Annotated in this window: 21 protein-coding genes; 6 read left to right on the top strand and 15 right to left on the bottom strand. The window is 66.9% G+C overall.

Annotated features, from left to right (window positions below; translation table 11 throughout):
• Positions 1-68 precede the first annotated feature (68 nt).
• Genes D7252_RS17800 through uidA form a run of 3 tightly spaced genes read right to left on the bottom strand, consistent with a single transcriptional unit; the run spans position 69 to position 4,557 of the window.
• Complete coding sequence (locus tag D7252_RS17800) at positions 69-1,379, bottom strand: mannitol dehydrogenase family protein (protein WP_120776600.1); 1,311 nt, start codon at positions 1,377-1,379, stop codon at positions 69-71.
• A complete protein-coding gene (gene uxaC / locus D7252_RS17805; protein WP_120776601.1) occupies positions 1,376-2,779 on the bottom strand; it encodes a glucuronate isomerase in 1,404 nt (467 codons plus the stop codon). The genes D7252_RS17800 and uxaC overlap by 4 nt, the downstream gene beginning before the upstream one ends.
• Positions 2,780-2,793: 14 nt before the next feature.
• Positions 2,794-4,557, bottom strand: a complete 1,764-nt coding sequence (gene uidA, locus D7252_RS17810; RefSeq protein ID WP_120776602.1) for a beta-glucuronidase — start codon at positions 4,555-4,557, stop codon at positions 2,794-2,796.
• Positions 4,558-4,728: 171 nt separating this feature from the next.
• Between uidA and D7252_RS17815 the strand changes: the two genes are divergently transcribed.
• Positions 4,729-5,763, top strand: coding sequence for a LacI family DNA-binding transcriptional regulator (locus tag D7252_RS17815; RefSeq protein ID WP_120776603.1), 1,035 nt, complete (start codon positions 4,729-4,731; stop codon positions 5,761-5,763).
• A 21-nt stretch (positions 5,764-5,784) separates the two neighbouring features.
• On the opposite strand, the gene D7252_RS17820 is transcribed toward D7252_RS17815, so the two are convergent.
• Positions 5,785-6,192: a tautomerase family protein gene (locus D7252_RS17820; RefSeq protein WP_120776604.1), complete on the bottom strand. Its 408-nt coding sequence runs from the start codon at positions 6,190-6,192 to the stop codon at positions 5,785-5,787.
• A gap of 180 nt (positions 6,193-6,372) precedes the next feature.
• Between D7252_RS17820 and D7252_RS17825 the strand changes: the two genes are divergently transcribed.
• Complete coding sequence (locus D7252_RS17825; protein ID WP_259461139.1) at positions 6,373-7,821, top strand: sugar porter family MFS transporter; 1,449 nt, start codon at positions 6,373-6,375, stop codon at positions 7,819-7,821.
• A 128-nt stretch (positions 7,822-7,949) separates the two neighbouring features.
• On the opposite strand, the gene D7252_RS17830 is transcribed toward D7252_RS17825, so the two are convergent.
• From D7252_RS17830 to iolC, 8 genes are read right to left on the bottom strand one after another with little or no spacing between them, the layout of a single operon-like run.
• On the bottom strand, positions 7,950-8,816 hold the full coding sequence (locus D7252_RS17830) for a sugar phosphate isomerase/epimerase (RefSeq protein ID WP_120776606.1): 867 nt from the start codon (positions 8,814-8,816) through the stop codon (positions 7,950-7,952).
• A gap of 17 nt (positions 8,817-8,833) precedes the next feature.
• A complete protein-coding gene (locus tag D7252_RS17835; RefSeq protein ID WP_120776607.1) occupies positions 8,834-9,847 on the bottom strand; it encodes a Gfo/Idh/MocA family oxidoreductase in 1,014 nt (337 codons plus the stop codon).
• Between the two features lie 25 nt (positions 9,848-9,872).
• Positions 9,873-10,820, bottom strand: coding sequence for a sugar phosphate isomerase/epimerase (locus D7252_RS17840; protein WP_120776608.1), 948 nt, complete (start codon positions 10,818-10,820; stop codon positions 9,873-9,875).
• Between the two features lie 18 nt (positions 10,821-10,838).
• Positions 10,839-12,752, bottom strand: coding sequence for a 3D-(3,5/4)-trihydroxycyclohexane-1,2-dione acylhydrolase (decyclizing) (iolD, locus tag D7252_RS17845; RefSeq protein WP_120776609.1), 1,914 nt, complete (start codon positions 12,750-12,752; stop codon positions 10,839-10,841).
• Entirely contained in the window at positions 12,752-13,684 is a 933-nt protein-coding gene (gene iolB / locus D7252_RS17850) for a 5-deoxy-glucuronate isomerase (RefSeq protein WP_120776610.1), read from the bottom strand. The genes iolD and iolB overlap by 1 nt, the downstream gene beginning before the upstream one ends.
• A gap of 60 nt (positions 13,685-13,744) precedes the next feature.
• Positions 13,745-15,265: a CoA-acylating methylmalonate-semialdehyde dehydrogenase gene (locus tag D7252_RS17855; protein WP_120776611.1), complete on the bottom strand. Its 1,521-nt coding sequence runs from the start codon at positions 15,263-15,265 to the stop codon at positions 13,745-13,747.
• Between the two features lie 22 nt (positions 15,266-15,287).
• Positions 15,288-16,202 (bottom strand): class I fructose-bisphosphate aldolase, encoded by a 915-nt coding sequence (locus tag D7252_RS17860; protein WP_183055344.1) that lies wholly within the window; start codon positions 16,200-16,202, stop codon positions 15,288-15,290.
• Positions 16,199-17,155 carry a 5-dehydro-2-deoxygluconokinase gene (gene iolC, locus D7252_RS17865; RefSeq protein ID WP_120776612.1) on the bottom strand — a complete coding sequence of 319 codons (957 nt, stop codon included), beginning with the start codon at positions 17,153-17,155 and terminating at the stop codon, positions 16,199-16,201. The genes D7252_RS17860 and iolC overlap by 4 nt, the downstream gene beginning before the upstream one ends.
• 161 nt (positions 17,156-17,316) lie before the next feature.
• Between iolC and D7252_RS17870 the strand changes: the two genes are divergently transcribed.
• The 4 genes from D7252_RS17870 to D7252_RS17885 all read left to right on the top strand — a co-directional run bounded on the left by D7252_RS17870 (position 17,317) and on the right by D7252_RS17885 (position 21,243).
• Positions 17,317-18,078 carry a GntR family transcriptional regulator gene (locus D7252_RS17870; protein WP_120776613.1) on the top strand — a complete coding sequence of 254 codons (762 nt, stop codon included), beginning with the start codon at positions 17,317-17,319 and terminating at the stop codon, positions 18,076-18,078.
• A 202-nt stretch (positions 18,079-18,280) separates the two neighbouring features.
• Positions 18,281-19,309, top strand: a complete 1,029-nt coding sequence (locus D7252_RS17875) for a substrate-binding domain-containing protein (protein WP_120776614.1) — start codon at positions 18,281-18,283, stop codon at positions 19,307-19,309.
• Positions 19,310-19,378: 69 nt separating this feature from the next.
• Positions 19,379-20,470: an ABC transporter permease gene (locus D7252_RS17880; RefSeq protein ID WP_120776615.1), complete on the top strand. Its 1,092-nt coding sequence runs from the start codon at positions 19,379-19,381 to the stop codon at positions 20,468-20,470.
• Entirely contained in the window at positions 20,467-21,243 is a 777-nt protein-coding gene (locus D7252_RS17885; protein ID WP_120776616.1) for an ATP-binding cassette domain-containing protein, read from the top strand. The genes D7252_RS17880 and D7252_RS17885 overlap by 4 nt, the downstream gene beginning before the upstream one ends.
• A gap of 81 nt (positions 21,244-21,324) precedes the next feature.
• Here D7252_RS17885 and D7252_RS17890 read toward each other — a convergent pair whose 3' ends face one another.
• From D7252_RS17890 to D7252_RS17900, 3 genes are read right to left on the bottom strand one after another with little or no spacing between them, the layout of a single operon-like run.
• Complete coding sequence (locus tag D7252_RS17890; RefSeq protein WP_120776617.1) at positions 21,325-22,221, bottom strand: carbohydrate ABC transporter permease; 897 nt, start codon at positions 22,219-22,221, stop codon at positions 21,325-21,327.
• Complete coding sequence (locus D7252_RS17895) at positions 22,218-23,153, bottom strand: carbohydrate ABC transporter permease (RefSeq protein WP_120776618.1); 936 nt, start codon at positions 23,151-23,153, stop codon at positions 22,218-22,220. Before D7252_RS17895 ends, D7252_RS17890 begins: the two co-directional genes overlap by 4 nt.
• Positions 23,150-24,472, bottom strand: coding sequence for an ABC transporter substrate-binding protein (locus D7252_RS17900; protein ID WP_120776619.1), 1,323 nt, complete (start codon positions 24,470-24,472; stop codon positions 23,150-23,152). The genes D7252_RS17895 and D7252_RS17900 overlap by 4 nt, the downstream gene beginning before the upstream one ends.
• Positions 24,473-24,604 lie beyond the last annotated feature (132 nt).

Genomic DNA, 24,604 nt, shown 5'->3' on the forward strand with positions numbered 1-24,604 from the left:
ACGAGATGGGTGGCCTCAGACGCCAGTAAAGCAGGTAATCCATCGTTTGACAACCGATTGCCAACTTGTTACCGAAGCGTGAGGTTCCCCACCCGCTCAAGGGCCCTGTGCACCGCTTCGACGAAGGCAGCGTCTGCACCGAGCGCTGCGCTGAGCGTGCCGACCGTGCCCGCGACCGACTCGCGATCGACCGCCTGCCCTTCCACCGCCAACCACGCGGCGATGACGACAGCACACGCCGCACCGGAGCGACCGGAACGCCGCTCCCGTTCGGCGACCGGGGCTATCCGGACACGCACCTTGGTGTCGGCATCGAGACCGATCTGGGCGAGCAGATGCTGGATGCGAGGGTTGCGGAACCGGTCGAGCAGTGCCGAGCGATACGCCGACAGACCGAGTTCGTCCGGAAGATGCGCGCACGCCTCATCCCAGTACGCCTCGACGGCCCGCAGGCACTCGGCATCGGCGATCGCCTCGGAGACAGTGCGATGACCGCGGAGTCGTCCCAGCGAGGCGAGAAGACTGTGCGCACCGTTCAGCAGCCAGAGTTTGCGCGCCTCCCACGGGTCGAGATCGTCGGTAAAGCGCGCCCCCGCCGTCTCCCACTGCGGTCGTCCTGCAGGGAACGAGCCTGCGATCACCCAGTCGGAGAAGGGTTCGGCGACGACCGGCGCGCGGTCGTCGTAGACCTCCGCCAGCGCCGCCGTCTCCTCGTCGGAGAGTCTCGGGGTGATCCGATCCACCGAGCTCGACACGAAGGACACGGTGCTGTCGATCCAATCGCCGAGTCCGGGAACCGCCTCCGCGAGAGAGCCGACCGATGCGCGCAGCACTCCGCCGTTGTCGGGGAGGTTGTCACACGACACCAGGGCGAGCGAGCCGCTTCCGGCTCGTCGACGCGCCTCCAGAGCGAGCACGACACGTCCGAGAGCCGTGCTCGGCTCGATCTGCGACAGCTCGGCACCGTCTGCGAGGGCGCCCAGGACTGCGACGTCGACGCATGTCTCCTTCGGCGAGTACGCGGCTTCCGTGATGGTGAGCGACAGGATCGCCGTCGTGGGGGCCGACACATCGCCCACGAACCGAGCGAGCTCCGATCCGCCATGGGCGCGCACGATGCTGCCTATGCGCTCGGCCCGATCACCCTCCGGCGACCGGACGACCAGTGTGTACAGGCCGTCCTGCGCAGTCAGCGCTTCGGCGAGCGACGAGCTGCGTCCGCTGTAGGCGGCGATACCCCACTGCTCGGCGTCGGCCGCATTCGCGGTGTACCACGCCTGATGCGAACGGTGGAAGGCGCCGAGTCCGAGATGCACGATCCGCACCGGAGGCGCCGTCGTGGCGCGGGTGCCGAGGAGGTTGACGGAGAGAGCACTCACAGCTTGAACACCCGCTTCGGCTGCGGCCCGACGATGTCGTCGATGACCGCACCGGCCGTCTCCTCATCCACCCGCCCCTCGATCACGAGTCGAGCGAGGAACGAGGCGTCGGCACGGCGTGCCGTGTCGTGGCGCGCGGGGATCGAGAGGAACGCGCGGGTGTCGTCGATGAACCCGGATCCGCGAGAGAACCCTGCGGTCTCGGTCACTGCCGAGCGGAATCGTGCCATCGCGTCAGGAGCATCGAGGAACCACCACGGCGCCCCGATGTAGAGACTCGGATAGAAGCCCGCGAGCGGTGCGATCTCGCGGGAGTAGACGGTCTCATCGACGGCGAACAGCACGAGGTGCAGATCGCGTTCGAGCCCGAACCTCTCGAGCAGCGGACGCAGGCCGCCCACGAAGTCGGTGCGCCGCGGGATGTCGTGCCCGGTGTCGGGCCCGAATCTGCGGAAGGTCGCCGTGCTGTGATTGCGCACGACACCCGCGTGGACGGTCATGACGAGCCCGTCCTGAACGCTCATCCTCGCCATCTGGAAAAGCATGTGCGCTCGGAACGCCTGGCGGTCCTCGGCATCGGCATCGCCGGCCAGCACTCGCGCGAACAGGGATCCGGCCTCTGCGGCGGTCAGGTCGAGAGTCTCCGGGACCTCCACGCCGTGATCGGCCGAGACGGCGCCGTGCTCGATGAAGTACTGCCTCCGCTGCTCCAGCGCGGCGAGGTACCCGGCGAAAGTGCTGGGGCTACCCGTCGCGGCGAGCAGCCTCGCGACGTTGTCGCCGAATCCCCCGGCATCCGGGTCGAGATAGCGATCGGGCCGGAACGTGGGGATGACCCTGCCGACGCGTCCCTCTGCGGCGAGCGCCGCGTGCCCCGACAGATCGTCGAGCGGGTCATCAGTGGTCGCGAGCACCTCGATGCCGAAGCTCTCGAACAGCGCCCGCGGCCTGAGTGCCGGAGTCGCGAGCTGCTCGACGATGTGGTCGTAGCTCTGATCCGCCGTCGCTGCGCAGAGCGGGACCCGGACATCGAGCACGTTCTCGAGTGATTCCGTGAGCCAGTACCCCGACGCCGTACCGGCGAAGAGCGACCAGTGTTCGGCGAACTTCCTCCAGATCTCACGCGGGTCCGCCGTGCTTCCGCCGACGCCGAGTTCGTCGAGCCCGACACCGGACGCATGGAGCAGGCGGGTCACATAGTGATCGTGACTGATCAGCAGTGAGGCGGGATCAGCGAAGGGCCGGTCGTCGACGAGCCATTCCACCGGGACATGGCCGTGCGGCGAGATGATCGGGGCGTCGGCGACCCGCTCGTACAGGGCGCGCGCGACGGTGCGCGACGCCGGGTCGGCGGGAAGCAGGCGATCGCGGTCGCGCCGCGTGAGAGAAGCGTGAGTCATGTCGATAGTCCCTGTCAGCCGTGCCAGCGGGTACGAAGGGCGTGCGCCGCGGCCTTCGGGCGGCGGTCCCTGGTGAAGATGCCCTTCTTGTTGCCGTCGACGCGGAATGCGCTGCCGGGCGTATGGAAGTCCGCGAAGTTCCACACCTGTTCGCCAACGACGCCCGGCACCCGGTCGAAGACGCGGTGGTACATCTCGAGGAAGGCGAGCTGGTACTCCTCGGTCCACGGCTGGTCATACACCGAATGCGTGCCGACCACCGTGTCCGCCCCGTACTCTGTCATCACCAGCGGCTTGCCGTAGGTGCGCTCCCAGCCGAGCAGCTCGGCTTCGAGGTGCTGCTCCGCGCTGCGCAGGTCTCCGCCGTCGGCGTACCACCCGTAGTAGCGGTTGAGGCAGATGACGTCGAAGAGGTCGGCGATGCGGTCTGCGCCATAGGTCGCCTGGATGAGGTTGGCGAAGGTGACGGGGCGGTGCGGGTCGAGCTCGCGCGTGAGCGACACGAGCGGTTCGAAGTACGTGCGAGCTCCGTCCTCGAAGGAGGCCGGCTCGTTGGTGATGCACCACATGACGACGCTCGGGTGATTCTTGTCGCGCGCGATCAGCTCCCTGATCGCCTGTGCGTGCGACTCTCGGGTCGCGTCGCCGAACCCGTCAGGGCCGAAGGTCGAGCGGGTGGCCCCTGTTCCCATCCCCGCGCCGATGGCGAGGTTGAGCCCGACCGCAGCCGTCTCATCGATCACGACGATGCCGTGACGGTCTGCGTACTCGAGCACATCCTCGGCGTAGGGGTAGTGCGAGGTGCGGAAGGAGTTCGCACCCGCCCACTTCATGAGGTGGAAGTCATGGACCATGTACGCGGGGTCATGGCCCTTGCCCCGCACCGGGCTGTCCTCGTGCTTGCCGAAGCCGCGGAAGTAGAACGGCTCGCCGTTGATGAGGAACTCCGCTCCCCTCACCTCGACGGTGCGGATGCCGACCGGGAGCGTGTAGACGTCGCGCACACCGGACTCGGTCGTCGCCTCGACGACGATGTCGTAGAGGTACCCCGCTCCGGGCTGCCAGAGGGTCGCGTCGGGGACGCGGATCTCGCCGGTCCTCCCTCGCCCCTCGGCCACCTGAGATCCTTCCGCGTCTCGCACGCGAATCGACACCTCCGCGTCCTCGGTGGTGACGATCTCGTAGCGGAGGACGCCGTCGGTGCCATCGATGTGGGGGACCACGGTGATGTCCTCGATGCGTGCGGACGGCACCGCCGCGAGCCACACCGACCGCGGCAGCCCGCCGTAGTTGTAGAAGTCGTGCAGGTAGCGCTGCTGCTTGCGACCGTCGTCGGCGACGGTGACGAAACCCGGAGGAAGTGTCGTGCGCGAGAGCTCGTTGTCGACACCGATCGTCAGACGGAACTCCTCGCCTGGGATCGCCTGATCGGTCACATCGACGTCGAAGGGCGTGAATCCACCTTCGTGGGCGCCGACGAGGGTGTCGCCCGCGTAGACGCGAGCGCGATGAGAGGCGGCCTCGACGCGAACCAGGATGGGCGCACCATCCCACCCCCGCGGAACGCGAACGTCCCGCTGGTACCAGACCCACCCGACGTGGTCGCGGATCTGCTGATCGGCGAACAGGTCGTCATAGCTGGAAGGAACCGGAGCCTCCAGCTCAGTCCGGAGCCGACTCGACCAGGGTTCGGCGACCTCGGGGTCGTCGACGGCGAATCGCCAGAGCCCGTCGAGACCGACCAGTTCACGGGTGGGAGACCACTGGGGTCGCAGCATCGTCGCTCATCCTCTCCGGGGCAGCTCGCCCCGACATCTGGAATCAGACAACCATGAACGGATCATTTTGGCAAGCGGTTGCCAGCCGCCGATGACGGAGTCGACGACACCCTGTCGTACGATCGGGGAACCGGATGCCGGTCACCGCGACGATGAGGGGAAGACACTTCGATGTCGAGAGATGAACCGAACGCGTCCGACGAGCCGGTGGCGACCGAGGGTCGGGCTGGCAGACGTCCGACGATCTACGACATCGCTCAGAAGGTCGGCCTCAATCCGTCGACGGTCTCTCGTGCGCTGAACAAGCCAGGGCGCACCAACGCGGCCACCGAAGAGAAGATCCGCGCTGCAGCAGGCGAGCTCGGTTATCGGGTGAACCCGATGGCGAGATCACTGCCCACCGGGCTGACCGGCACCTTCGCGATCGTTCTTCCCGACATCACGAACCCGGTCCACTTCGAGTTGATCCGCGGTGCAGAGCAGGTCGCGCGCGCCAGCGGCTTCACACTGATCGTGTCAGAGACGGAAGCGTCGGCGGAGCTCGAACTCGAGACGATCGAGACTCTTCAGCCCTCCGTCGACGGACTCCTCGTCGTCGCGTCGAGACTGGCCGACGAGGAGCTCGCGGCCCTGGCTCGCGAGAAGCCGATCGTCGCGGCGAACCACTCGGCACCGTCGCTTCCGAGCGTGATCCCCCACCTCGTCATGGGGCTCACAGCCGCGATGGATCATCTGCACGATCTCGGCCACAGGTCCGTCGCTTATCTCGGGCTCGGCGACATCCAGATCAACCGCGCCCGCTGGGACCTCACCCTCGACCTTGCGACCACTCGAGGCATCTCCGCGGTCGAGATCACGGTCGATGCCCCGACCGTCGCCGCCGGTGCCGACGCGCTCCGCCGTGTGCGAGCGAGCGGGGTCACGGCTGTGCTCGCCTACAACGACCTCGTCGCGCACGGCCTGCTTCGAGCCGCGCGCAGTGGTGGGGTGCAGCTGCCCGAGAGCTTCAGCGTGATCGGCTTCGACGACATCTTCAGCGCCGAGCTCGCCGCCCCCGCTCTCACGACGCTGCGATCACCGCTCCGAGAGATCGGAACGCGCGCGATGCAGACGCTCATCGACCCCGAACGCAATCGGGTGGCCTCGAAGGTCGTGCTCCCGCTCGAGCTGGTCGTTCGCGAGTCGACAGCGGCGCCGAGGACCTGACTCAGTCGAGACCGCAGCCGGTCACACCGTCGGAGCAGCCGCAGGAACAGCGAGCTCGCCGGTCAGATACTGAGCGCGGCCGAACCCGAAAGACCAGTCCTGGGGGCCGTTCTCGACGTATCCGATGAAGACGTCCTCGCCCTGTACCCCCACCGTCTCGAGCCGGGCGGCGATGGCCGCGTACAGGCGCTGTTTGATCTCATCGGTGCGGCCCCGCTGCGTGAAGATCTGGATGATCACCGGATCGGTGCGCTCGAATCCGAGCCCCGCATCCTCCGCGATGATCGTGCTCGCACCCCGCGAGGTGATGATCTGGAACCGATCCCCGACCGGGATGCCGTAGGTCTCCACGATCGCGTCGTGGATCGCGCCTGAGATCGCAGCTGAATCGGTGCGGGAATCGCTGTGGTCGATGCGTACGAGGGGCATGGTGTCTCCTATCTTTCATTGTCCTAACATTCTCACATAATCATGATCCGAGCAAGGCTTGTCCCTTTCGGCTCCTCATGCAAGAATGTCTTTACATGGAACCGCGTCGAGCGGACCATGCCACTTCCTCACCCGCCACAGCACCCGATGCTCGGCGGATCCACGCAAAGGAGCGTCCTCGTGTCGAATTCCCGCATCACCAGACCGTCGCCGACCGCGACCGGTGGAACCGCAGGCCGCGGGTTCCTCGCGCGCCTGACGGTGATCTCCACCCTCGGCGGTCTGCTCTTCGGCTACGACACCGGAGTCATCTCCGGTGCGCTGCTCTACATGCGCGACGACCTCGCGATGTCCACCGGCGAAGAGGCCTGGGTCGTCAGTGCGCTGCTGTTCCCCGGCGCCGCCTTCGGCGCCCTCCTGGGCGGACGCATCGCGGATGCGCTCGGCCGAAAGCGCAGTCTTCTCGTCTGCGCCGTCATCTTCCTCGTCGGCGCCATCGCGTGCGCGATCGCGCCGAACGTGACGATCATGGTGATCGCGCGCATCTTCCTCGGCTTCGGCGTGGGGGCGGCGGCCGTCGCCTGTCCGCTCTACCTCGCCGAGATGGCGCCAGCCGACAAGCGCGGTCGCATGGTGACGATCAACGAGCTCATGATCGTCACGGGCCAGCTGCTGGCGTTCGCGATCAACGCGCTGCTCGCCGTGCTCATCAGCGACACGCATGTCTGGCGCATCATGCTCGCCGTGGCATCCGTTCCCGCGATCATCCTTCTGGTCGGCATGCTCCTGCTTCCCGAATCACCCCGTTGGTTCGGAGCCCGTGGCCGTCTCGACGAGGCGCGACTCGTGCTCAGCAAGAGCCGCACGCCCGAAGAGGTCGAGACAGAGCTCGCCGAGATCGCACAGAACGCCACGGTCGAGGGAGACCAGCGTCGCCACGCGTGGCGCGCCCTGCGAGAAAACCGCTGGATGCGGCGACTCCTGTACGTCGGATTTGGCCTTGCCACCGTGCAGCAGGCCACCGGTATCAACACCGTCAACTACTACGCGCCGAGCATCCTCACCCAGACCGGTCTGGGTGACCAGGCCGCGCTGATCGCGACGATCGGCGTCGGGCTGACCAGCGTCACCATGACGATCGTGGGCATCTGGCTCATCGGCTTCGTCGGCCGGCGCCGGATGCTCGCCATCGGCTTCAGCGGCGTGGTGGGGTCGCAGATCGTGCTCGCGCTCGTCTTCCTCCTGCCGCCGTCCGACACGGTCAGCTACCTGATCCTCGCCGCCATGATGCTCTTCGTCGCCTTCGTGCAGGGCTTCATCGGCACCGTCGTCTGGCTGCTGCTGAGCGAGATCTTCCCGCTGGCGATCCGCGGACTCGCGATGGGGCTCGCCGTGTTCGTGCTCTGGACCGTGAACGCGTTCATCTCGTTCGTCTTCCCGCAGATCGTCGAAGGCATCGGTTCGACCTGGACGTTCGCGCTCTTCGCGGCGATCAACGCCGTCTCGCTGTGGTTCGTGCTCACCCAGGTTCCTGAGACCAAGGGCCGCTCGCTCGAGACGCTCGAGACCGACTTCCGAACCCAGGCGATCCGCACCATCCCCCGCCGGGAGCGCCTCGCGGGTCGCTGACCCGACGACAGAGGGGTGCGGCAGCCGGGATCCGGCAGCCGCACCCCTTTCTTCTGCGTCTGGGCAGCCCTGACGGCAAGAAGGCCCCTCCCGAGATCGGGAGGGGCCTCTGCCGTTTCAGCGTGCGGTCAGCCGATCAGCTCGCGCAGCTTCTGCAGCTGGAAGCGCGACACCTCGTCGGCGTGCTCATCCTCGGCGAACACGTTCGACACGATGAGGGCGTCGGCACGGTCGAAGTAGCCGGTCGCGCGCAGAGTGTCGAACAGCTGCGTCCAGTCGACGTCACCGTCACCGATCCGCAGGTGCTGGTGCACGCGTGCCGCGTTTCCGGGAGGGTTCGAGATGTAGCGAAGGCCGTGCGAGCGGTTGTGGTCGAAGGTGTCCGCTGCGTATACGGCTCCCAGACGATCGCCGATCTCGGGGAGCAGAGTCGTCGCCCGGTCTCCGTAGTGGAATGTGTGCGATCCGACGTAGACGAATCCGACCGCAGACGAGTTGAGTCCGCGGATGACACGCCAGGCCTCGAGTCCGTCCTCGACGAAGTCGTCCGGGTGAGGATCGATGTTCATCCGCACCCCCTCCTTCTCGAGGATCGGCAGCAGCTCCTCCATCGACCGGTAGAACGCAGCCTCACTGTCCTCCTGTCGCTCGGGGCGACCCGAGAACTCGGTGTTCAGCACGGGGACGTCGAGCGCGACCGCCAGCTCGATGATGCGGCGCATGTTGCGCACCGCGGCGACGCGCTGCACCTCGTCGGGTGAGGAGATCCGCTGCACCGGCAGCAGGGCCGGGATGCTCACACCGGCGTCGGCCGCACGCTTCTTGAGCGCGCCGACGAGCGCGTCATCCGCTTTCGGATACCGGAAGAACGGCGCGAAGTCGCCGTGCGGGGTCAGGTGCAGATGCTCGTACCCGAGCCGCGCCGCGACCTCCGGGAAGTCGAGGAGCGCGTGATCGTGGTGGTACGGAGTGGGGTCGAGCGCGATGCGGACCATGTCGATTCCTTCGGGTTTCAGGCGTAGAACGCGGGACGCTCGGCGGCTTCGACGGGAACGATACCGCCCTCGAGCGCCTTGACCCCGGCCTCGCAGGCGAGGGCGACGAGGTAGCCGTCCCAGGCATTCGGCCCGTCGACGAGCCGGCCGTCGGTGACCGCGTTCACCCAGCGCTGGATCTGACCGTCGTACGCCTCGGCGAACCGCGTCGTGAAGCTCATGTGGTCCGTGATCGAGAACTGTCCGTCTCGCCACTGCTGCAGGCCAGACGGCTGTCCGATGCGGGCAATGCCCTTCTCGAACACGGCCTCGGTGCCGACCTGGTACCCGAACTGCACGCTGACGTTCATCTCGACATCGACGAGCACGCCGTTCTCGAGTTCCATGATCACGAGGATGGGCTCGCGCAGGTGCTCGGGCGTGAGGGTGTTGCGTCGCGGGAACTTGATCTCGACCGACTTCACGCTCGAGCCGGCCAGCCACGGGATGACATCGAACTCATGGACGACAGAGTCGGTGATGAGCATCGTCTGCGTGTAGCTGTCGGGCACCGACGGGTTGCGGTGGACACCGCGCACCATCACGAGGTCGCCGGCGTCGCCGGACGCGATCAGCTCGCGCAGTGCCGCGTACTCCGGATCGAAGCGTCGCATGAAGCCGATCTGGATGTGCGGCCTCTCGAGCTTCTGCTCCCGCTGAAGGATCTCCCACGAGGTGGCGGAGTCGGGCGTGAGCGGCTTCTCGCAGAGGATCGGCAGGCCGGCCTCGAGCGCGGGGATCAGGACGGGCGCGTGGAACTGGCCCGGCGTCGCGATCAGCACGGCGTCGAGCGCATCCGCGGCGATCGCGTCCTCGACACGGCTGAAAGTGGCAGCGCCGGGGGCCTTCTCGGCGGCGGCGGCCGCGCGCCCGGCGTCCGGCTCGACGATCGCCGAGACGACGGCTCCGGAGATGCGGTGCGTGATGCGCGCGATGTGATCGGCGCCCATGAGTCCGGCGCCGACGACGCCGATACGGAGGTCAGTGGTCATGAGTTCGATACTCCAGGAGGTGAGGTCAGTGGATGCGGGCGAGGTGCGTGCATCCGAAGATGTGCTCACGCGTGCGCTGTGCAATGGGGAACGGGTAGTCGACGTCGCAGCCGTACATGTCCTGCTCGACGATCGCGAAGATGTCCGGGTCGATCGCCGCGACCGCTTCGATGATCGGTCCGAGGTCCGGCACGCCGTGCGGCGGTTCGATCATGATGCCCTGCGTGACCGCATCCGCGAACGGCACATCGTTCTTGAGCACGTCGAAGAGCAGCGAGGTGTCGACCTGCTTGAGGTGCAGATAGCCGATGCGTTCGGGGCGCTCCTGGATGAGCTTGACGTTGTCGCCGCCGTAGTAGGCGAAGTGGCCGGTGTCGAGGCACAGGTTGGTGTACCGCTCGTCGGTCTCGTCGAGGAAGCGCACGACCTCGCGCGTGGTGCCGATGTGGCTGTCCGCGTGAGAGTGGAACTGCTGCTTCACACCGAACTCCTCGAGCAGCGCCTTGCCCAGCCGATCGTGCCCTGCGGCCAGCTTCTTCCACTGCTCGTCCGAGAGCGTGCGCGACTCGAGCACCTCGCTGGTCGCATCGCTGCGCCACAGGTCGGGGATGACGACGAGGTGCTCGGCGCCCAGCTTCGATGCGAGTCCGGCGACGGCGAGCGCCTGGTCCCAGGCGCGCTGCCACTGGTCGTCGCCCTTGTGGAAGCCGGTGAACACGGTGCCGGCGGAGAGCTTGAGCCCGCGCGAGCCGAGTTCGTCTTCGAGCTGATGGGGGTCGGTCGGCAGGTATCCGTACGGGCCGAGCTCGATCCACGAATACCCGGCCGCGACGACCTCGTCGAGGAAGCGCTGCCAGGGAACCTGCTTCGGGTCGTCCGGGAACCAGACGCCCCAGGAATCCGGAGCGGTGCCGATGCGCAGACCCGGGTTGGCGCCTGCGGCCGCGGAGGCGGCGGTGGTGGTGTCAGTCATGTCAGTTCTCCGTTGAAGTCAGCCGAGGAGCGGACGCTGGTGCGCCTGCTGTGCGAGGTAATCCGCGCGCGCCTGCTGGGTGCTGGCGAGCGTGGAGACCTCGGGGACGGGGACGTCCCACCATCCGTCGCCGTCCGGCGCGTAGATGAGGGGGTCGCTGTTGATGTGGATGAAGGTCGAGGTCGCCGACGCCTTCGCCACGGCGATCGCCGCAGAGAGGTCGTCGATCGCCGATGCCCCGGGCTCGACCTCGATGACGTCGAGACCGTAGCTCCGCGCGTTGGCAGCGAGGTCCACGGGGAGCATCTGCTCTCCCTGGAAGTTGCGTGCCTCGGGGTCGTACTCGCGATACCAGGTGCCGAAGCGCTCGGAGCCCACAGTCTCTGACAGATGGCCGATCGACGCGTAGCCGTGGTTCTGGATGAGCACGAAGATGACCTTGATGCCCTCGGCGACCGCCGTCACGAGCTCGGTGTTGAGCATCAGGTACGAGCCGTCTCCGACCATGACGATGACATCGCGGTCGTCGCCGTCGGCGAGCAGACCGCGCTTCGCGCCGATTCCGCCGGCGATCTCGTATCCCATGCACGAGAACGCGTACTCGACGTGATAGCCGAGGGCGTCGCGCACCCGCCAGAGCTTGTGCAGGTCTCCCGGGAGCGAGCCTGCGGCCTGGACGATGACGTCCTCGGGTGCGGATGCCGCCTGCACCGCTCCGACGATCTCCGGCTGCCCGGGGAGCGCGAGCCCCGAGGGCGCGAAGGCCGCGTCGACGCTCGCATCCCACGACGCCTTTTCGCGCGCGATGCGCTCGGTGTACTCGGAGGTGATCTCCCACCCCTCGAGCTCGATGGCGAGTTCACTCAGCGCTTCGCGAGCATCCGCGATGACCGGCAGCTGCGAGCCGTGCTTGTAGGCGTCGAACGACGCGATGTTGATGTTGACGAACACAACATCGGGGTTCTGGAAAGCAGTTCGGGATGCGGTGGTGAAGTCGCTGTACCGCGTGCCGATGCCGATCACGACGTCGGCCTCCGCCGCGATGCGGTTCGCTGCCAGAGTGCCCGTGGCGCCCACGCCGCCGAGGTACTGCGGGTGATCCCAGACGAGCGAGCCGCCACCGGCCTGCGAGGTGCCGACGGGGATGCCGGTCGCCTCGACGAGCGTGCGCAGATGATCTTCCGCACCGGCGTAGAGCACGCCTCCTCCGGCGACGATGAACGGACGCTGCGCCGAGCGGATGGCGGCGACCGCACGAGCGAGCGCCGCGCGCTCCGGCAGCGGTCGCCGGACATGCCATTCACGATCCTGCAGGAACTCCAGCGGCACGTCGATGCGCTCGGCCTGCACGTCCTCCGGCAGCGCGATCGTCACGGCGCCGGTCTGCACCGGATCGGTGAGCGCGCGCATCGCACCGAGGGCGATCGAGTACAACTGTTCCGGCCGCTGAACGCGGTCGAAGAACACCGAGAGCGGGCGGAAGGCATCGGTGACCTGGATGCCGGGGTCATGGGGATGCTCGAGCTGCTGCAGCACGGGATCGGCGACACGGGTGGCGAACGTGTCGCTCGGAAGCAGCAGCGCCGGCAGACGGTTCGACGTCGCGAGGGCTGCTGCGGTCAGCATGTTGGCGGCGCCGGGGCCGACCGATGCGGCCGACGCGAGCGTGCTGCGGCGACGATGCATCCGCGCATAGCCCACCGCCTGGTGCACCATCGCCTGCTCGTTGCGCGCCTGGTAGTAGGGCATCAGCGCCGGCTGCTCGACGTTGTACTGCTTGAGCGCCTGGCCGATTCCGGCGACGTTGCCGTGCCCGAAGATGCCGAACATCCCGGCGACCGTGCGCTCGCGGATCTCGCCGTCGACCGTCCACTGGTGCCCGAGGAACTCGACCAGCGCCTGGCTGACTGTCATCGTCTTCGTGTTCGCCATCAGTGCCGACCATCCTTGTCGTTCTCGTTGTCGTTCTCATACGGCAGCCGGGAGTCGAACTCCTGGCCGTCCCAGGTGTCGCGGACCCATGCGTGCGCGGGGTCATCGCTGATCAGCCACGTGCGCTCGGCGTCCGGGCCTGCCATCACGTTGAGGTAGTAGAGGTCGTACCCAGGGGCGGCGACGGCCGGGCCGTGATAGCCATAGGGCACGAGTGCGATGTCACCGGTGCCGACCATCGCGTTGATGTCGATCTCGCCGGCGGGCGAGGAGTACGTGCTGAACATCCCGAAGGCGCCATCGGCCGCGTCCGGGTCGCCACCCGAACGAGAGGGGGCGCTCTCGAAGTAGTAGATCTCCTCAAGACGCGACTCGTGCCCGGGCTGGTGCTCGTCATGCTTATGTGGAGGGTAGGACGACCAGTTCTCGGCCGGCGTGATGACCTCGCACACGATCAGCCGAGCGGCATCGAGCGCCTGGGGCGTGCCGAAGTTGTGCACCTGGCGGCTCGACCGGCCCGCACCTCGCAGTTCGACCGGGGTCTCCTCCGCCGTGATGTACTTCCAGTCGCGCCGCTCGGTCGTGGGCGCCTCGGTGACCGCGACGCGGCCCTCACCGCTGATGGTCGCCGTCGTGCCGATCGACAGGAAGAGCACGTCGGTGGGGCCGTCGAAGACCGAGGCCCGACCGTGCAGCCGCGTGTGCCACTCGCCGGGGTGGTGATGGTGGGCGACGCGGAACGACCCGGCCAGCGGCACGATGATGCGCTCGACATCGCGTGCCGTGAGCTCGAGTTCTTCGCCGTCCGCCAGCTCGGCGATGCGGATGCCCGTGTGCTCCCAGCCCTCGAGCGACGCGTCGACGACGCTCTGCCACCCGTCTCGTGCGAGTGCGCCGCGTCGGTGGAACCAGCGATCTTCTGTGGTGCTCATCTTCGTGCTCTCAGAGGAATGGATGCCGCCCGCTCCCCCGCGGGCGGCATCCGGAACGGGTCAGTTGTTCTGCGGGAATCCGAGGTTGATCCCACCGTGGGTGGCCGGGTCCAGCCAGCGGCTGGTGATCGCCTTCTCGCGAGTGAAGAAGTCGAACCCGTGCACACCGTACGCCTTGGCGTCGCCGAAGAGCGAGGCCTTCCATCCGCCGAACGAGTGGTAGGCGACCGGCACGGGGATCGGCACGTTGATGCCGATCATGCCGACCTCGACCTCGCTCTGGAAGCGGCGGGCCGCACCGCCGTCGTTCGTGAAGATCGCCGTGCCGTTGCCGAACTCGCCCGAGTTGATGAGGTCGAGTCCCTCCTGGAACGTCTGCACGCGGACCACGGAGAGCACGGGGCCGAAGATCTCCTCGGTGTACGCGCGCGATGTGGTGGGGATGTCGTCGATCAGAGTCGGTCCGAAGAAGAACCCGTCCTCGTGTCCGTCGACCTTCAGGCCGCGGCCGTCGACGACGATCTTCGCTCCATCCGCCTCGGCGATGTCGACGTACGACGAGACCTTGTCGCGGTGCACGTCGGTGATCAGCGGGCCCATGTCGGGCTCGACGCCGTCGACGCCCGCACCGTTTCCGATGCGCAGCGTGGCGATGCGCTCGGAGACCTTCGCGATCAGCTCATCCGCGACGGGCTCGACGGCCAGCACGACCGAGATCGCCATGCAGCGCTCGCCTGCGGCACCGTAGCCGGCGTTGACGGCCTGATCGGCGACGAGGTCGAGATCGGCATCCGGGAGCACCAGCATGTGGTTCTTCGCGCCGCCGAGGGCCTGAACGCGCTTGCCGTTCTTCGACGCGGTCTCGTAGATGTACTGCGCGATGGGGGTCGATCCGACGAAGGAGATCGATTGCACGACCGGGCTGTGCAGCAGGCCGTCGACCGCGAGCTTGTCGCCCTGCAGCACGGTGAAGACGCCATCGGGAAGACCGGCTTCCTTCCAGAGCTGGGCGAGCCAGAGTGCTGCGGACGGGTCCTTCTCACTGGGCTTGAGAACGACGGCGTTGCCGGCGGCGATGGCGACGGGGAAGAACCACATCGGCACCATGGCCGGGAAGTTGAACGGGCTGATGATGCCGACGACGCCGAGCGGCTGCTTGAGCGAGTAGACGTCGACGCCGGTCGAGGCGTTCTCGCTGAAGGCGCCCTTGATGAGATGCGGGAAGCCCGTGGCGAGCTCGACGACCTCCTGGCCGCGCAGGATCTCACCCATGGCATCGGAGACGACCTTGCCGTGCTCCGCCGTGATGATCTCGGCGAGTTCGCGTTTGCGCGCGTTCAGCAGCTCCCGGAACGCGAAGATCACATTCTGCCTCTTCGCGATCGAGTAGGTCTTCCAGACCTGGTACCCGCGCTGGGCGGACTCGATCGCGGCATCGATCTCGGCCTGGTCGGCGAGCGCGACATGGGCCGAGACCGCGCCGGTCGCGGGGTTGTAGACGGGGGCGGTACGGCCGCTGTTCGAGGTGCTCTCGGCGCCGTCGATCCAGTGCGAGATGACGCGGGGTTCCGTGGTGCTCATGGGTGTTCCTTCGAGGTTCAGGTCAGCGAGTTGACACGGCGGCGGCGCCGCGGACGAGTCCGGCAGCGGCATCGACGGCCGAGGCCACGTCGCCGTCCGGCGGGTAGAGGAGTGTGCGACCGACGGTGAGTCCGCGCACACCGGGAAGCGACAGCGCGTCTTCCCACGCCGCGAAGGTCTCGTCGGGGTCTGCTCCGGAGTCGCCGCCGAGAAGCAGCGTGGGCATCGTGGTGGCGGCCATGACGCGCTCCATGTCCTCGACGACGGGCAGCTTCATCCAGGTGTATGCCGACGACGCACCGAGACCGGCCGCGATGGCGATCGAGGTGATCACGGCATCCGTCGACAGATCGTTGACGACCCGGCCGTCGACCCAGCGGCTGAGGAACGGCTCGAGCATGATCGGCAGCCGTGCCTTCGCCGCAGCCGTCACCGCCTCGGCCGTGGCCTGCAGTGTGGGGCCGGTTCCCGCATCATCGAGGTTGATCCGCACGAGGGTCTTCGCGAAGTCGGCGCCGACCGCTGCGAGCTCGTCGATCGTGTAGGCGCCGTAGCGGTCATCCATCTCGAAGGTCGCGCCGCGCAGACCCCCGCGGTTCATCGACCCGACGACGATCTTGTCGTCGAGCAGCCCGAGGGCCGCGAGGTCATCGATGATGTCCGGGGTGCCCAGCACTCCGTCGACGCCGGGGCGCTTCAGCGCTGTGGCGAGGCGATCGAGCAGGTCGTAGCGATCTGCCATCGCCATCGGGTCGGCGCCCACACCCAGCGCTCCGCGGGCGGGGTGATCCGCCGCGACGATGAAGAGCTTGCCGTCCGCGCCGAGCAGTTCGCGGCGTCGGCGGTTGTGCAGTCTCGCAGCGACCTCGTGCGGTGCCGATGCACGCAGGTCCCGAAGACGAGCGAAGTCCTCTTCGGAGAGAGTGATGCCGGTCATCTCCTGGCTCCTTCGAGTAGTTCCCGCACCTCTGCCGCCGACGGCATGGCCGTCGAGCATTCGAGTCGCGAGGCGACGATCGCGCCTGCGACGTTGGCGAAGCGAAGGATCTCCTCGAGACCCCAGCCCGAGAGCAGTCCATGGCAGAGTGCCCCGCCGAATGCATCGCCCGCGCCGAGACCGTTGACGACATCGACGAAGTGGGGCGGCACCTCGACGGTCTGGTCGGCCGTCTTCGCGAGCACGCCCTTCGGGCCCTGCTTGACGATGGCGAGTCTCACGCCCCGTTCGAGCAGGGCGTCCGCGGCGCGAAGCGGTTCGGTCTCGCCGACCGCGACCTCGCACTCTTCGCGGTTGCCCACGGCGACGGTCACATGCTCGAGAGCGCGCCCCACCTGCACCGTAGCCTCGGCGGGGTCGACCCAGAACATCGGCCGATAGTCGAGGTCGAGGATGGTGTGGTCTGCGCGTCCGCGCAGGGCCCACGCGTCGAAGTGGGTCTGCCGACTGGGCTCCTGGGAGAGACCGGTGACGGTCGCCCACAGCACCCCTGCCCCGCGGATGGCGTCGGCGTCGAGCTGATCGGCCGTGATGTTGAGGTCGGGCGCCTTCGGCTCGCGGTAGAAGTACAGCGGGAAGTCGTCCGGCGGGAAGACCTCACAGAAGGTGATGGGCGTCTTCAGATCAGGGTCGACAGAGACCGCGGAGTCGTCGACTCCCAATCGGGTGAGCTCTCGATGCAGGTAGCGGCCGAAGGGATCGTCTCCCGTCCGCGACACGAGCTGCACCACGCGTCCGTAGCGTGCGGCGGCGACGGCGACGTTGGCCGCACTGCCGCCGAGGTACTTGCCGAACGTCGATACGTCTTCGAGGCCGAGACCGCTTTCGAGCGGGTAGATGTCTACGCCGAGGCGCCCGATAGCAAGGACGTCGGGAGTCTTTTCTCCGGTCATACTCCTGTGTACAACTTTCCTGATCGCGATGGATGGGATATGTCCTAACAATAACACAAGGACCGATTCGTGCAAGGGTCAACCCCGCTCCAGCCCTCCCGCCCGATGTGACAAACCGCGGCAGAGGTAATATTGTCGCGACAAACAAGGGAGACCATGAGATGGCGACGACCGACGGCGTATGGCCGGATCATCTGTTCCATGATCTGGACCGCACAGGGCCCATCCCTCTGTACTTCCAGGTGTCGAGTCGGCTCGAGGCGGCGATACGGTCGGGCGAGATTCCACCCGGCGCACGCCTCGAGAACGAGATCGCCATCGGCGAGCGGCTGGGACTCTCCCGCCCCACCGTCCGACGGGCGATCCAGGAGCTCGTCGACCGTGGACTGCTCGTCCGGCGGCGCGGCATCGGCACCCAGGTCGTCCAAGGACAGGTGACACGACAGGTCGAGCTCACGAGTCTCTATGACGACCTGCAGGGCTCCCAGCACACCCCCGGCACCACCGTGCTGCTGCACGAGCTGTCCCCCGCACCGGAGAACGTCGCCGAGCACCTGAGCGTCGCTGTCGGCGCCGACGTGCTGCACATCCGACGCCGCCGCACGTCGGATGGAAATCCCGTCGCGATCCTGGAGAACTGGTTCCCGGCAGACGTCGCGGAGATCACGCGCGAACAGCTCGAGGGTCAGGGCCTGTATCAGCTGTTGCGCAGCCGCGGGGTCACCATCCGCGTCGCGAAGCAGCGGATCGGGGCACGGCGCGCGCACGATGACGAGGGCAAGCTGCTCGACATCGACCGTGACGGCCCGGTACTCCAGATGGAGCGCACGTCGTTCGACGGCGCAGGGCGCGCGATCGAGTTCGGCGTGCACATCTATCGCCCCGACCTCTACAGCTTCGAGACCACGCTCGTCGCGAAATAGGCGCCCGGTCGCCTCACGACGCCCACCCGATCCGAGGGGGTGGGGGCTCGTGTGCGCCCGGAGACAGGCGGGGATTTCAACGCACTCTTGGTTGAGTTCAAATGTAAAGACATTCTATTGACTTCTTGGCAGGAGGTGGATACTCTCGGCGCACCAATGACGGTAGCCGGAACCCGCCGGCGCAAGAAAGGATCACGACGTCGTGAAACTCACACACAGCTCCCGCACGGGGGTCGCCCTCGTCGCCATAGCCGTTTCCGCCCTCGCTCTGGCAGGTTGCACGGCCGCCGCTTCCGACGACTCCGCGAATGCCCAGAGCGGTCCCGAGAGCGGCTACGGCTCGCTCGCCGAGAACCGGAATGCGTACTTCTTCACCTACTACAACCCGGCCGGCGACCCGTTCTGGGCGCAGATCCTGCAGGGCGGCGAGGACGCCGCCGAACTCGGGAGCCTGACCCTGACGCATCAGACCGCTGAAGGCGACCCCGACAAGATGGTCGATCTCGTGCAGACGGCGATCGCCACCGACCCCGCGCTCATCTTCATGCCCTTCAACGAGGGAGAGAAGTGGGTCGGCGTGGCCTGCGACGCCGCCGAGGCCGGCATCACCGTGGTCGCCTACAACGTCCCCGCACCGGACACCGCGGCAGACTGCGTCTCGGGCTTCGTGGGTCAGGACTTCTTCGAGGTCGGCGAGATCGTCGGAGCACGACTCGTCGAAGAGGCTGGGCTCGGCAGCGGCGACAAGGTCCTGCTCCCTGCCGAAGAGCCGGAGCAGGCCTATGCCATCAATCGCGGCGGCGGCGTGCAGTCCTCGCTCGACGAGGTGGGCGCCGAGGGCGAGTTCCTGCGCACCTCCGGCAACGACGAGGAAGCACTGAACTCCCTGACAGCCTGGCTCACCGCCAACCCCGATGTCGCCGCCATCGCCCCGCTGGGCGGAACGCCGCACCGCAACATCGTCGCCGCCATGGAGGCCGCCGGTGTGAAGGTGCCCGTGGTCGGCTTCGACACGTCACCGCAGGTCGTCGCCGGCATCAAGAGCGGCGACATCATCGCAACCGCCGACCAGCAGGGCTACGTGCAGGGATTCCAGTCCGTGACGCAGGGGATCCTGTACATCGACTTCGGCCTGTCCCCCGCCAACATCAACTCGGGCGGGCGAGGGCTGATCGACAGCACGAACGTCGACCTGCTCGAGGACGACGCGCTCGAGGGCGTCCGGTTCTGACCCACTCACTCCGCGGGGGCCGCCGTGACGCGGCCCCCGCATCCTCCCTCCTCCCCTGAAAGGCGTGAGATGACTCACTCCCCTGAAAGACCCGCGGAGCATGTGCTCACAGCACCCGCACCCACCGAGGCCGTGATCACCGGGCGGCTGCTCCGCGACAACACGCCTCGGACGTTCGGCGACAACCTGCGCGAGAGCGTCAGATACAGTCGGGGGCGCGGAGCCCTCGAGATCGGCGTGATCGTCGCCCTCGTCCTCGTCGCCTTCGTCATCGCCGGATCGGTCGCCCCCGCGGCATTCCCCTTCCTCTCCGCCAGCAACCTCTCCGGAGTGATCTCGCAGAGCATCCCGGTCCTCGCCCTTCTCGGCCTCGGCGCGGGCATCCTGATGGTCGCCGGCGAGTTCGACCTGTCGCTCGGGGCGAACGTCGGATTCACCGCGATCGTGTTCATCAACGTGTCGGAGAGCATCGGCTGGGGCTGGGGCATCGTCGCGGGGCTTTCGACGTCCACGTCTATCGCACTGATCAACGGGCTGATCGTCGTCCTGACCCGCATCCCGTCGTTCATCGCGACGCTCGGCATGGGCTTCTTCTGGGTGGGCGCCAGCATCTTCGTCAACGGCACCTCACCCGCCATCCTCGTGGACGGCAAGGACGACACCCTCGTCACGGTGTTCGCCGGCGACTTCGGCTTCTTCCGATCGCAGCTGGTCTGGCTGCTCCTCATCGGACTCGCGGCGTGGGCGTTCCTGCACCGTCACAAGCTCGGCAATCACATCTTCGCGGTCGGCGGCAACGCCTCGGCGGCCAAGGCGATCTCGATCAAGCCGAACTCGGTGCGGCTGCTGGCCTTCGGCGTCTTCGGTCTGCTCGTGGGCTTCGCCGCGATCCTGATCTCGGTCAGGACCGGCTCGATGCAGCCGGGCAGCACCGACGACTACACGCTCATGGCGATCGCCGCGGCGGTCGTGGGTGGGACCTCCCTCAACGGCGGCCGCGGATCCGTGATCGGCATGATCATCGGAGCGGCGCTGATCCGACTCATCGAGAACGGACTGATCCTGGCCAAGGCTCCCGGTTTCTACATCCAGCTCTTCGTGGGCCTCATCATCGTCATCGCCGCCGTGTTCAACAAGCTCATGGAAGGAAAGGCCTCATGACCTCCGACTACCTGCTCCGCCTCGAAGGCGTGACCAAGAAGTACGGAGCGAACACCGTGCTGAAGGATGTCTCCTTCGACATCGGCCACGGCGAGGTCGTCGGCCTGCTCGGCGACAACGGTGCCGGCAAGTCGACGCTCGTGAAGATCATGTCCGGTGTCGTTCCGATGACATCAGGGGCGTACTACTGGGACGGCGCCGCGGTGCCGACCGTCAATCGGCCGACCACGGAGTCGCTGGGCGTCGAGACCATCTTCCAGGACTCAGCGCTGGTCGATCAGATGTCCATCACCCGCAACATCTTCATGGGACGGGAGATCACCAACCCGCTCGGCTTCATGAAGCTGAAGCAGATGGATGCGATCGCGACGAACATCCTCGACACGGTTGTCACGATCGAGGGGATCAAGAGCTCGAAGCAGCTCGTGTCGTCGCTCTCCGGCGGTCAGGCCCAGGCGGTGGCGATCGCACGCGCCGTGCACTTCAAGAGAAGCCTGCTCATCCTCGATGAGCCCACATCGGCGCTCGCCGTGCGCGCGACAGAAGCACTGCTGGACTACCTGCGGCAGCTGAAGACGGAGGGCGTCAGCTCGGTTCTCGTCACCCACAACCTGCACCACGCCTTCAAGGTGTGCGATCGGCACATCGTCATGAACCACGGCAAGAAGATCCTTGACGTGCGGCGCGAGGACACCAGCGTCGAGGAGCTGACCGCGGCCGTGGTCGAGGGCCAGGTCGGCGTCGACCGGTTCCGCGCCGGAGCAGGCATCTGACCCGCATCCCTCACGGCGAGACCCCGCACTGCCATGCAGTGCGGGGTCTCTCTTTCGCCGTCTCGCCGACCATGCACGGCGCTATTTGATCGCTCCGGCGCCGATTCCCTTCACGATGTGCCGCTGGGCCATCAGATAGAAGATCACGACCGGAACGATCGAGATGGTCGTCGCCGCGAGCAGGATCTGCTGCTGGGGCGTCTCTGCAGAGGTGAACGCCGTGAGCCCTCGCTGAATGGGCATCAGCGCGTTGTCGTCGAAGAGAACCAGCGCCATCAGGTACTCGTTCCAGGCGCCGAGTCCCTGGATGACCGCCACTGCGGCGAGGCCCGGCCTCGCGAGCGGCAGGATCACGCTCCAGAAGATGCGCAGCGGACCGGCGCCGTCGAGCGCCGCGGCCTCCTCGAGATCGCGCGGCTGGCTGACGAAGAAGCTGCGCATGATGAGCGTCGACATCGGGATGCCGGACGTGATCAGGATCAGGATGTAGCCGACCGGGTTGTTGGTCAATCCGAGCGAGATGAGCAGCTTGTACTGCGCGAGGAACATCGCGGGAGCAGGGATGATCATGACGGCCAGGATGATGACGGTGAACACGCCCTTCCCGGCGAAGTCCAGACGCGCAAGGGCGTACCCGGCCAGGCTCGAGACGATGAGGATGCCGGCGACAGCACACCCGGTGTAGATCACGCTGTTTCGGAGATAGGTGCCGAGGTCGCCCTGCACCCAGGCCGTGACGTAGTTCTGCCACTGCGGTTCCGACGGCAGGAACGTGTCGTTCGACAGCAGTTCGGTCAGGCTCTGCAGAGAGCCCGAGAGCATCCACAGTAGCGGCAGCAGCGCGGTGAGTGCGGCGATGACGAGGAGGCCGTAGAGCCCCACCCGATCAGCGCGGAATCGTCGACGGGGCCGGGTCTGGACGGGGCGTTTCGCAGGCGACGACGGCTTCTTCACCGGCGGCTGAGTGATGAGAGTCATGCGCGGGACCTCCGCCCGGTGATGGCGAGTTGCAGCAGGGAGAGCAGCACCAGTGCGCCGCCGAAGACGACGGACATCGCCGCAGCGCTGCCGTAACGCCAGTTGACGAACGCCTCGTTGAAGATCGCCAGCGTCGGGACCATCGTGTGGTAGCCCGGCCCGCCGTTCGTGAGCACCTGGACCGTGCCGAAGATCTGCAGCGCTGCGAGCAGGGTGAGCAGGCTCACGATCGAGGTCACCGGCGCGAGGTGCGGCCAGGTGATGTAGCGGAACTGCGCCCACGGGCGGGCGCCGTCGAGCTCGGCGGCCTCGTACAGCTCTCTGGGCACGTCCTGCAGCCCTGCGAGAAAGAGCAGGAAGCCGAACCCCCAGTGGAACCAGACGAACACGGCGGCCACGGCGGGGAGGGCGACGGACGGGTCGCCGAGCCAGTTCTGCTGCAGAGCGCCGAGCCCGATCATCTCGAGCACACGATTGAGGACACCCGAACCCGGGGCGAGGATGAACGAGAACAGCAGGCCGACGACGACGACCGAGAGCACGCCCGGCAGATAGAACACGGTGCGGAAGAAGGTCTTGCCGCGGGTGATGCGGTTCACGGCGAGCGCCATGCCCAATGCGACGCCGTTGCCCACGAAGAAGCCGACCACTCCGAAGAACAGTACGTTCCTCATCGACGCCCAGAACACCGGATCGCTCGCGATGAACTCGTAGTTCGCGAACCCCACCCAGGCGGTGTCCGGACTCACACCGTCCCACGACTGAAAGCTGAGGAGGATCGCCTGCCCGAACGGCACGATAGTGAAGACGCCGATGAGCGCGATGGCGGGCGCGAGGAAGAACCAGCCCAGCAGGTTGGCTCGGAGCGAGCGCTTCCTGCGCGGCGCCCTGGTGGGGCGCCGCGCAGCAAGCTCGAGGGATGACGACGTCATGACACTCGGTCTTGAGCGGCCTGGATGTTGGCCAGGGCCTCGTCGATGGTCGCCTCGCCCAGCACGACACGCTGAGCCTCGGCGACGATGGCGGTGCGGACGTCGGTCGCGAACGTCGCGGACATGACCTGGACGGTCTCGACTCCTGACGCGAAGCCTGCGAGCTGCGTCGGCACGTCACCGCTGGAGAGCAGCTCGGGGTTCGTCGGCAGGATGCGACCGACCTCGGCGAAGACCGCCTGCTGATCCGGCTCGGTCAGCCACTTCACGAAGGCGAGAGCCTCCTCGGAGTGCTCTCCTTTCGGGTTGATGACCGCTCCCTTTCCGGGGACGCCGGGAGAACGCGGGTCTTCCGTGCCACCGTCGACGAGCGGAATGCCCACCGAGAAGTAGTCCTCGAACTCGGGGTTCGTGCGAAGCCCCACCGAGACACCGGGCGACGCATCGAAGATCGAGCCCATCGCCTGGGTGAAGAACGAGGACTCTACGTTGGGGTTGTCGTCCTGCCCGCCGACAAGTGCGTCGTTCGCGATCACGCCCGCGTCTTTCATGTCGACGAGCACCTGGAACGCATCGTGCCAGGCGTCCTGCTCCCAGCTCTCCTCGCCGTTGAACGTCGCGGCGATCTCATCGTCGGTCAGCCAGTTCGAGACGATCGCCTGCAAGAGCTGCGGCGTCAACGATGCGGCGACCGAGAAGGTGCCACCGCCATCTTCGGCAGAGGAGAGTCCTTCGATGAACTCGTCCGTCGTGACGGGGGCGTCCTCGAGCGTCATACCCGTGAGCGCCGGGTTCACGAGGAGTCCATAAGTCTGCGTCTCCCAGTGCACGGTGTAGATCCCAGCGGGAACGTCGAGGTTGTTGCCTTCTTCGAAGGTCGACATCTCGATGATCGCCGGGCTGAAATCGTCGCTCCAGTCCCCCTCGAGCTCCGTCGTGAGGTCCATGGCCCAGCCGGCCTTGTAGAACGGGGCCATGTCGGTCGCTTGGAACGACGAGTAGATGTCGGGCATCGAGTTCGACTGAGCGCGCGCCTGCAGCTTCGGCAGGTAGTCCGCGGGTCCTGGCGAGTCGATGGTGACCGTGACGCCGGTCTCTTCGGCATACTGTTCGGCGAGCTGCGTGAGCGCGGCCTCCTGGCCGCGCGACTGATTCATGAACGTCAGCTCGACGTCGCCAGCACTCTCCGTCGGCTCTGCGGGTTCGGGCGAAGAGCATCCCGAGAGCGTGATCGCCATCGTGGCGGCGAGTCCACCGGCGGCGAATGCGAGGCGGCGGGCACTGCGGGAGGTCTGGGTGTAACGCATGGTCCTCATCATTGAAAATCCTTCGAACGGCGAACCGTCGGGCGGTTCGATATCGGTTGCTGTAATGCTGCGGGCTTCGGGCGACGCTCTGAAGAAGAGTGTCAACCGGTTGCCGAACGGGCGTCAATCCTCTCGTGTCATGGT

Origin of the sequence: Microbacterium sp. CGR2 (assembly GCF_003626735.1) — a bacterium.
Classification (GTDB): Bacteria; Actinomycetota; Actinomycetes; order Actinomycetales; family Microbacteriaceae; genus Microbacterium.

Excerpts from the sequence above, each read along its gene's own strand:
- D7252_RS17835 (WP_120776607.1), bottom strand. The coding sequence starts at position 9,847 with ATGACCACTGACCTCCGTATCGGCGTCGTCGGCGCCGGACTCATGGGC.
- D7252_RS17880 (WP_120776615.1), top strand. The coding sequence starts at position 19,379 with ATGACTCACTCCCCTGAAAGACCCGCGGAGCATGTGCTCACAGCACCC.
- iolB (WP_120776610.1), bottom strand. The coding sequence starts at position 13,684 with ATGAGCACCACAGAAGATCGCTGGTTCCACCGACGCGGCGCACTCGCA.
- D7252_RS17890 (WP_120776617.1), bottom strand. The coding sequence starts at position 22,221 with ATGACTCTCATCACTCAGCCGCCGGTGAAGAAGCCGTCGTCGCCTGCG.
- D7252_RS17830 (WP_120776606.1), bottom strand. The coding sequence starts at position 8,816 with ATGGTCCGCATCGCGCTCGACCCCACTCCGTACCACCACGATCACGCG.
- iolD (WP_120776609.1), bottom strand. The coding sequence starts at position 12,752 with ATGGCGAACACGAAGACGATGACAGTCAGCCAGGCGCTGGTCGAGTTC.
- D7252_RS17840 (WP_120776608.1), bottom strand. The coding sequence starts at position 10,820 with ATGACTGACACCACCACCGCCGCCTCCGCGGCCGCAGGCGCCAACCCG.
- D7252_RS17900 (WP_120776619.1), bottom strand. The coding sequence starts at position 24,472 with ATGATGAGGACCATGCGTTACACCCAGACCTCCCGCAGTGCCCGCCGC.
- D7252_RS17855 (WP_120776611.1), bottom strand. The coding sequence starts at position 15,265 with ATGAGCACCACGGAACCCCGCGTCATCTCGCACTGGATCGACGGCGCC.
- D7252_RS17895 (WP_120776618.1), bottom strand. The coding sequence starts at position 23,153 with ATGACGTCGTCATCCCTCGAGCTTGCTGCGCGGCGCCCCACCAGGGCG.
- D7252_RS17885 (WP_120776616.1), top strand. The coding sequence starts at position 20,467 with ATGACCTCCGACTACCTGCTCCGCCTCGAAGGCGTGACCAAGAAGTAC.
- D7252_RS17815 (WP_120776603.1), top strand. The coding sequence starts at position 4,729 with ATGTCGAGAGATGAACCGAACGCGTCCGACGAGCCGGTGGCGACCGAG.
- iolC (WP_120776612.1), bottom strand. The coding sequence starts at position 17,155 with ATGACCGGAGAAAAGACTCCCGACGTCCTTGCTATCGGGCGCCTCGGC.
- uidA (WP_120776602.1), bottom strand. The coding sequence starts at position 4,557 with ATGCTGCGACCCCAGTGGTCTCCCACCCGTGAACTGGTCGGTCTCGAC.
- D7252_RS17870 (WP_120776613.1), top strand. The coding sequence starts at position 17,317 with ATGGCGACGACCGACGGCGTATGGCCGGATCATCTGTTCCATGATCTG.
- D7252_RS17860 (WP_183055344.1), bottom strand. The coding sequence starts at position 16,202 with ATGACCGGCATCACTCTCTCCGAAGAGGACTTCGCTCGTCTTCGGGAC.
- uxaC (WP_120776601.1), bottom strand. The coding sequence starts at position 2,779 with ATGACTCACGCTTCTCTCACGCGGCGCGACCGCGATCGCCTGCTTCCC.
- D7252_RS17820 (WP_120776604.1), bottom strand. The coding sequence starts at position 6,192 with ATGCCCCTCGTACGCATCGACCACAGCGATTCCCGCACCGATTCAGCT.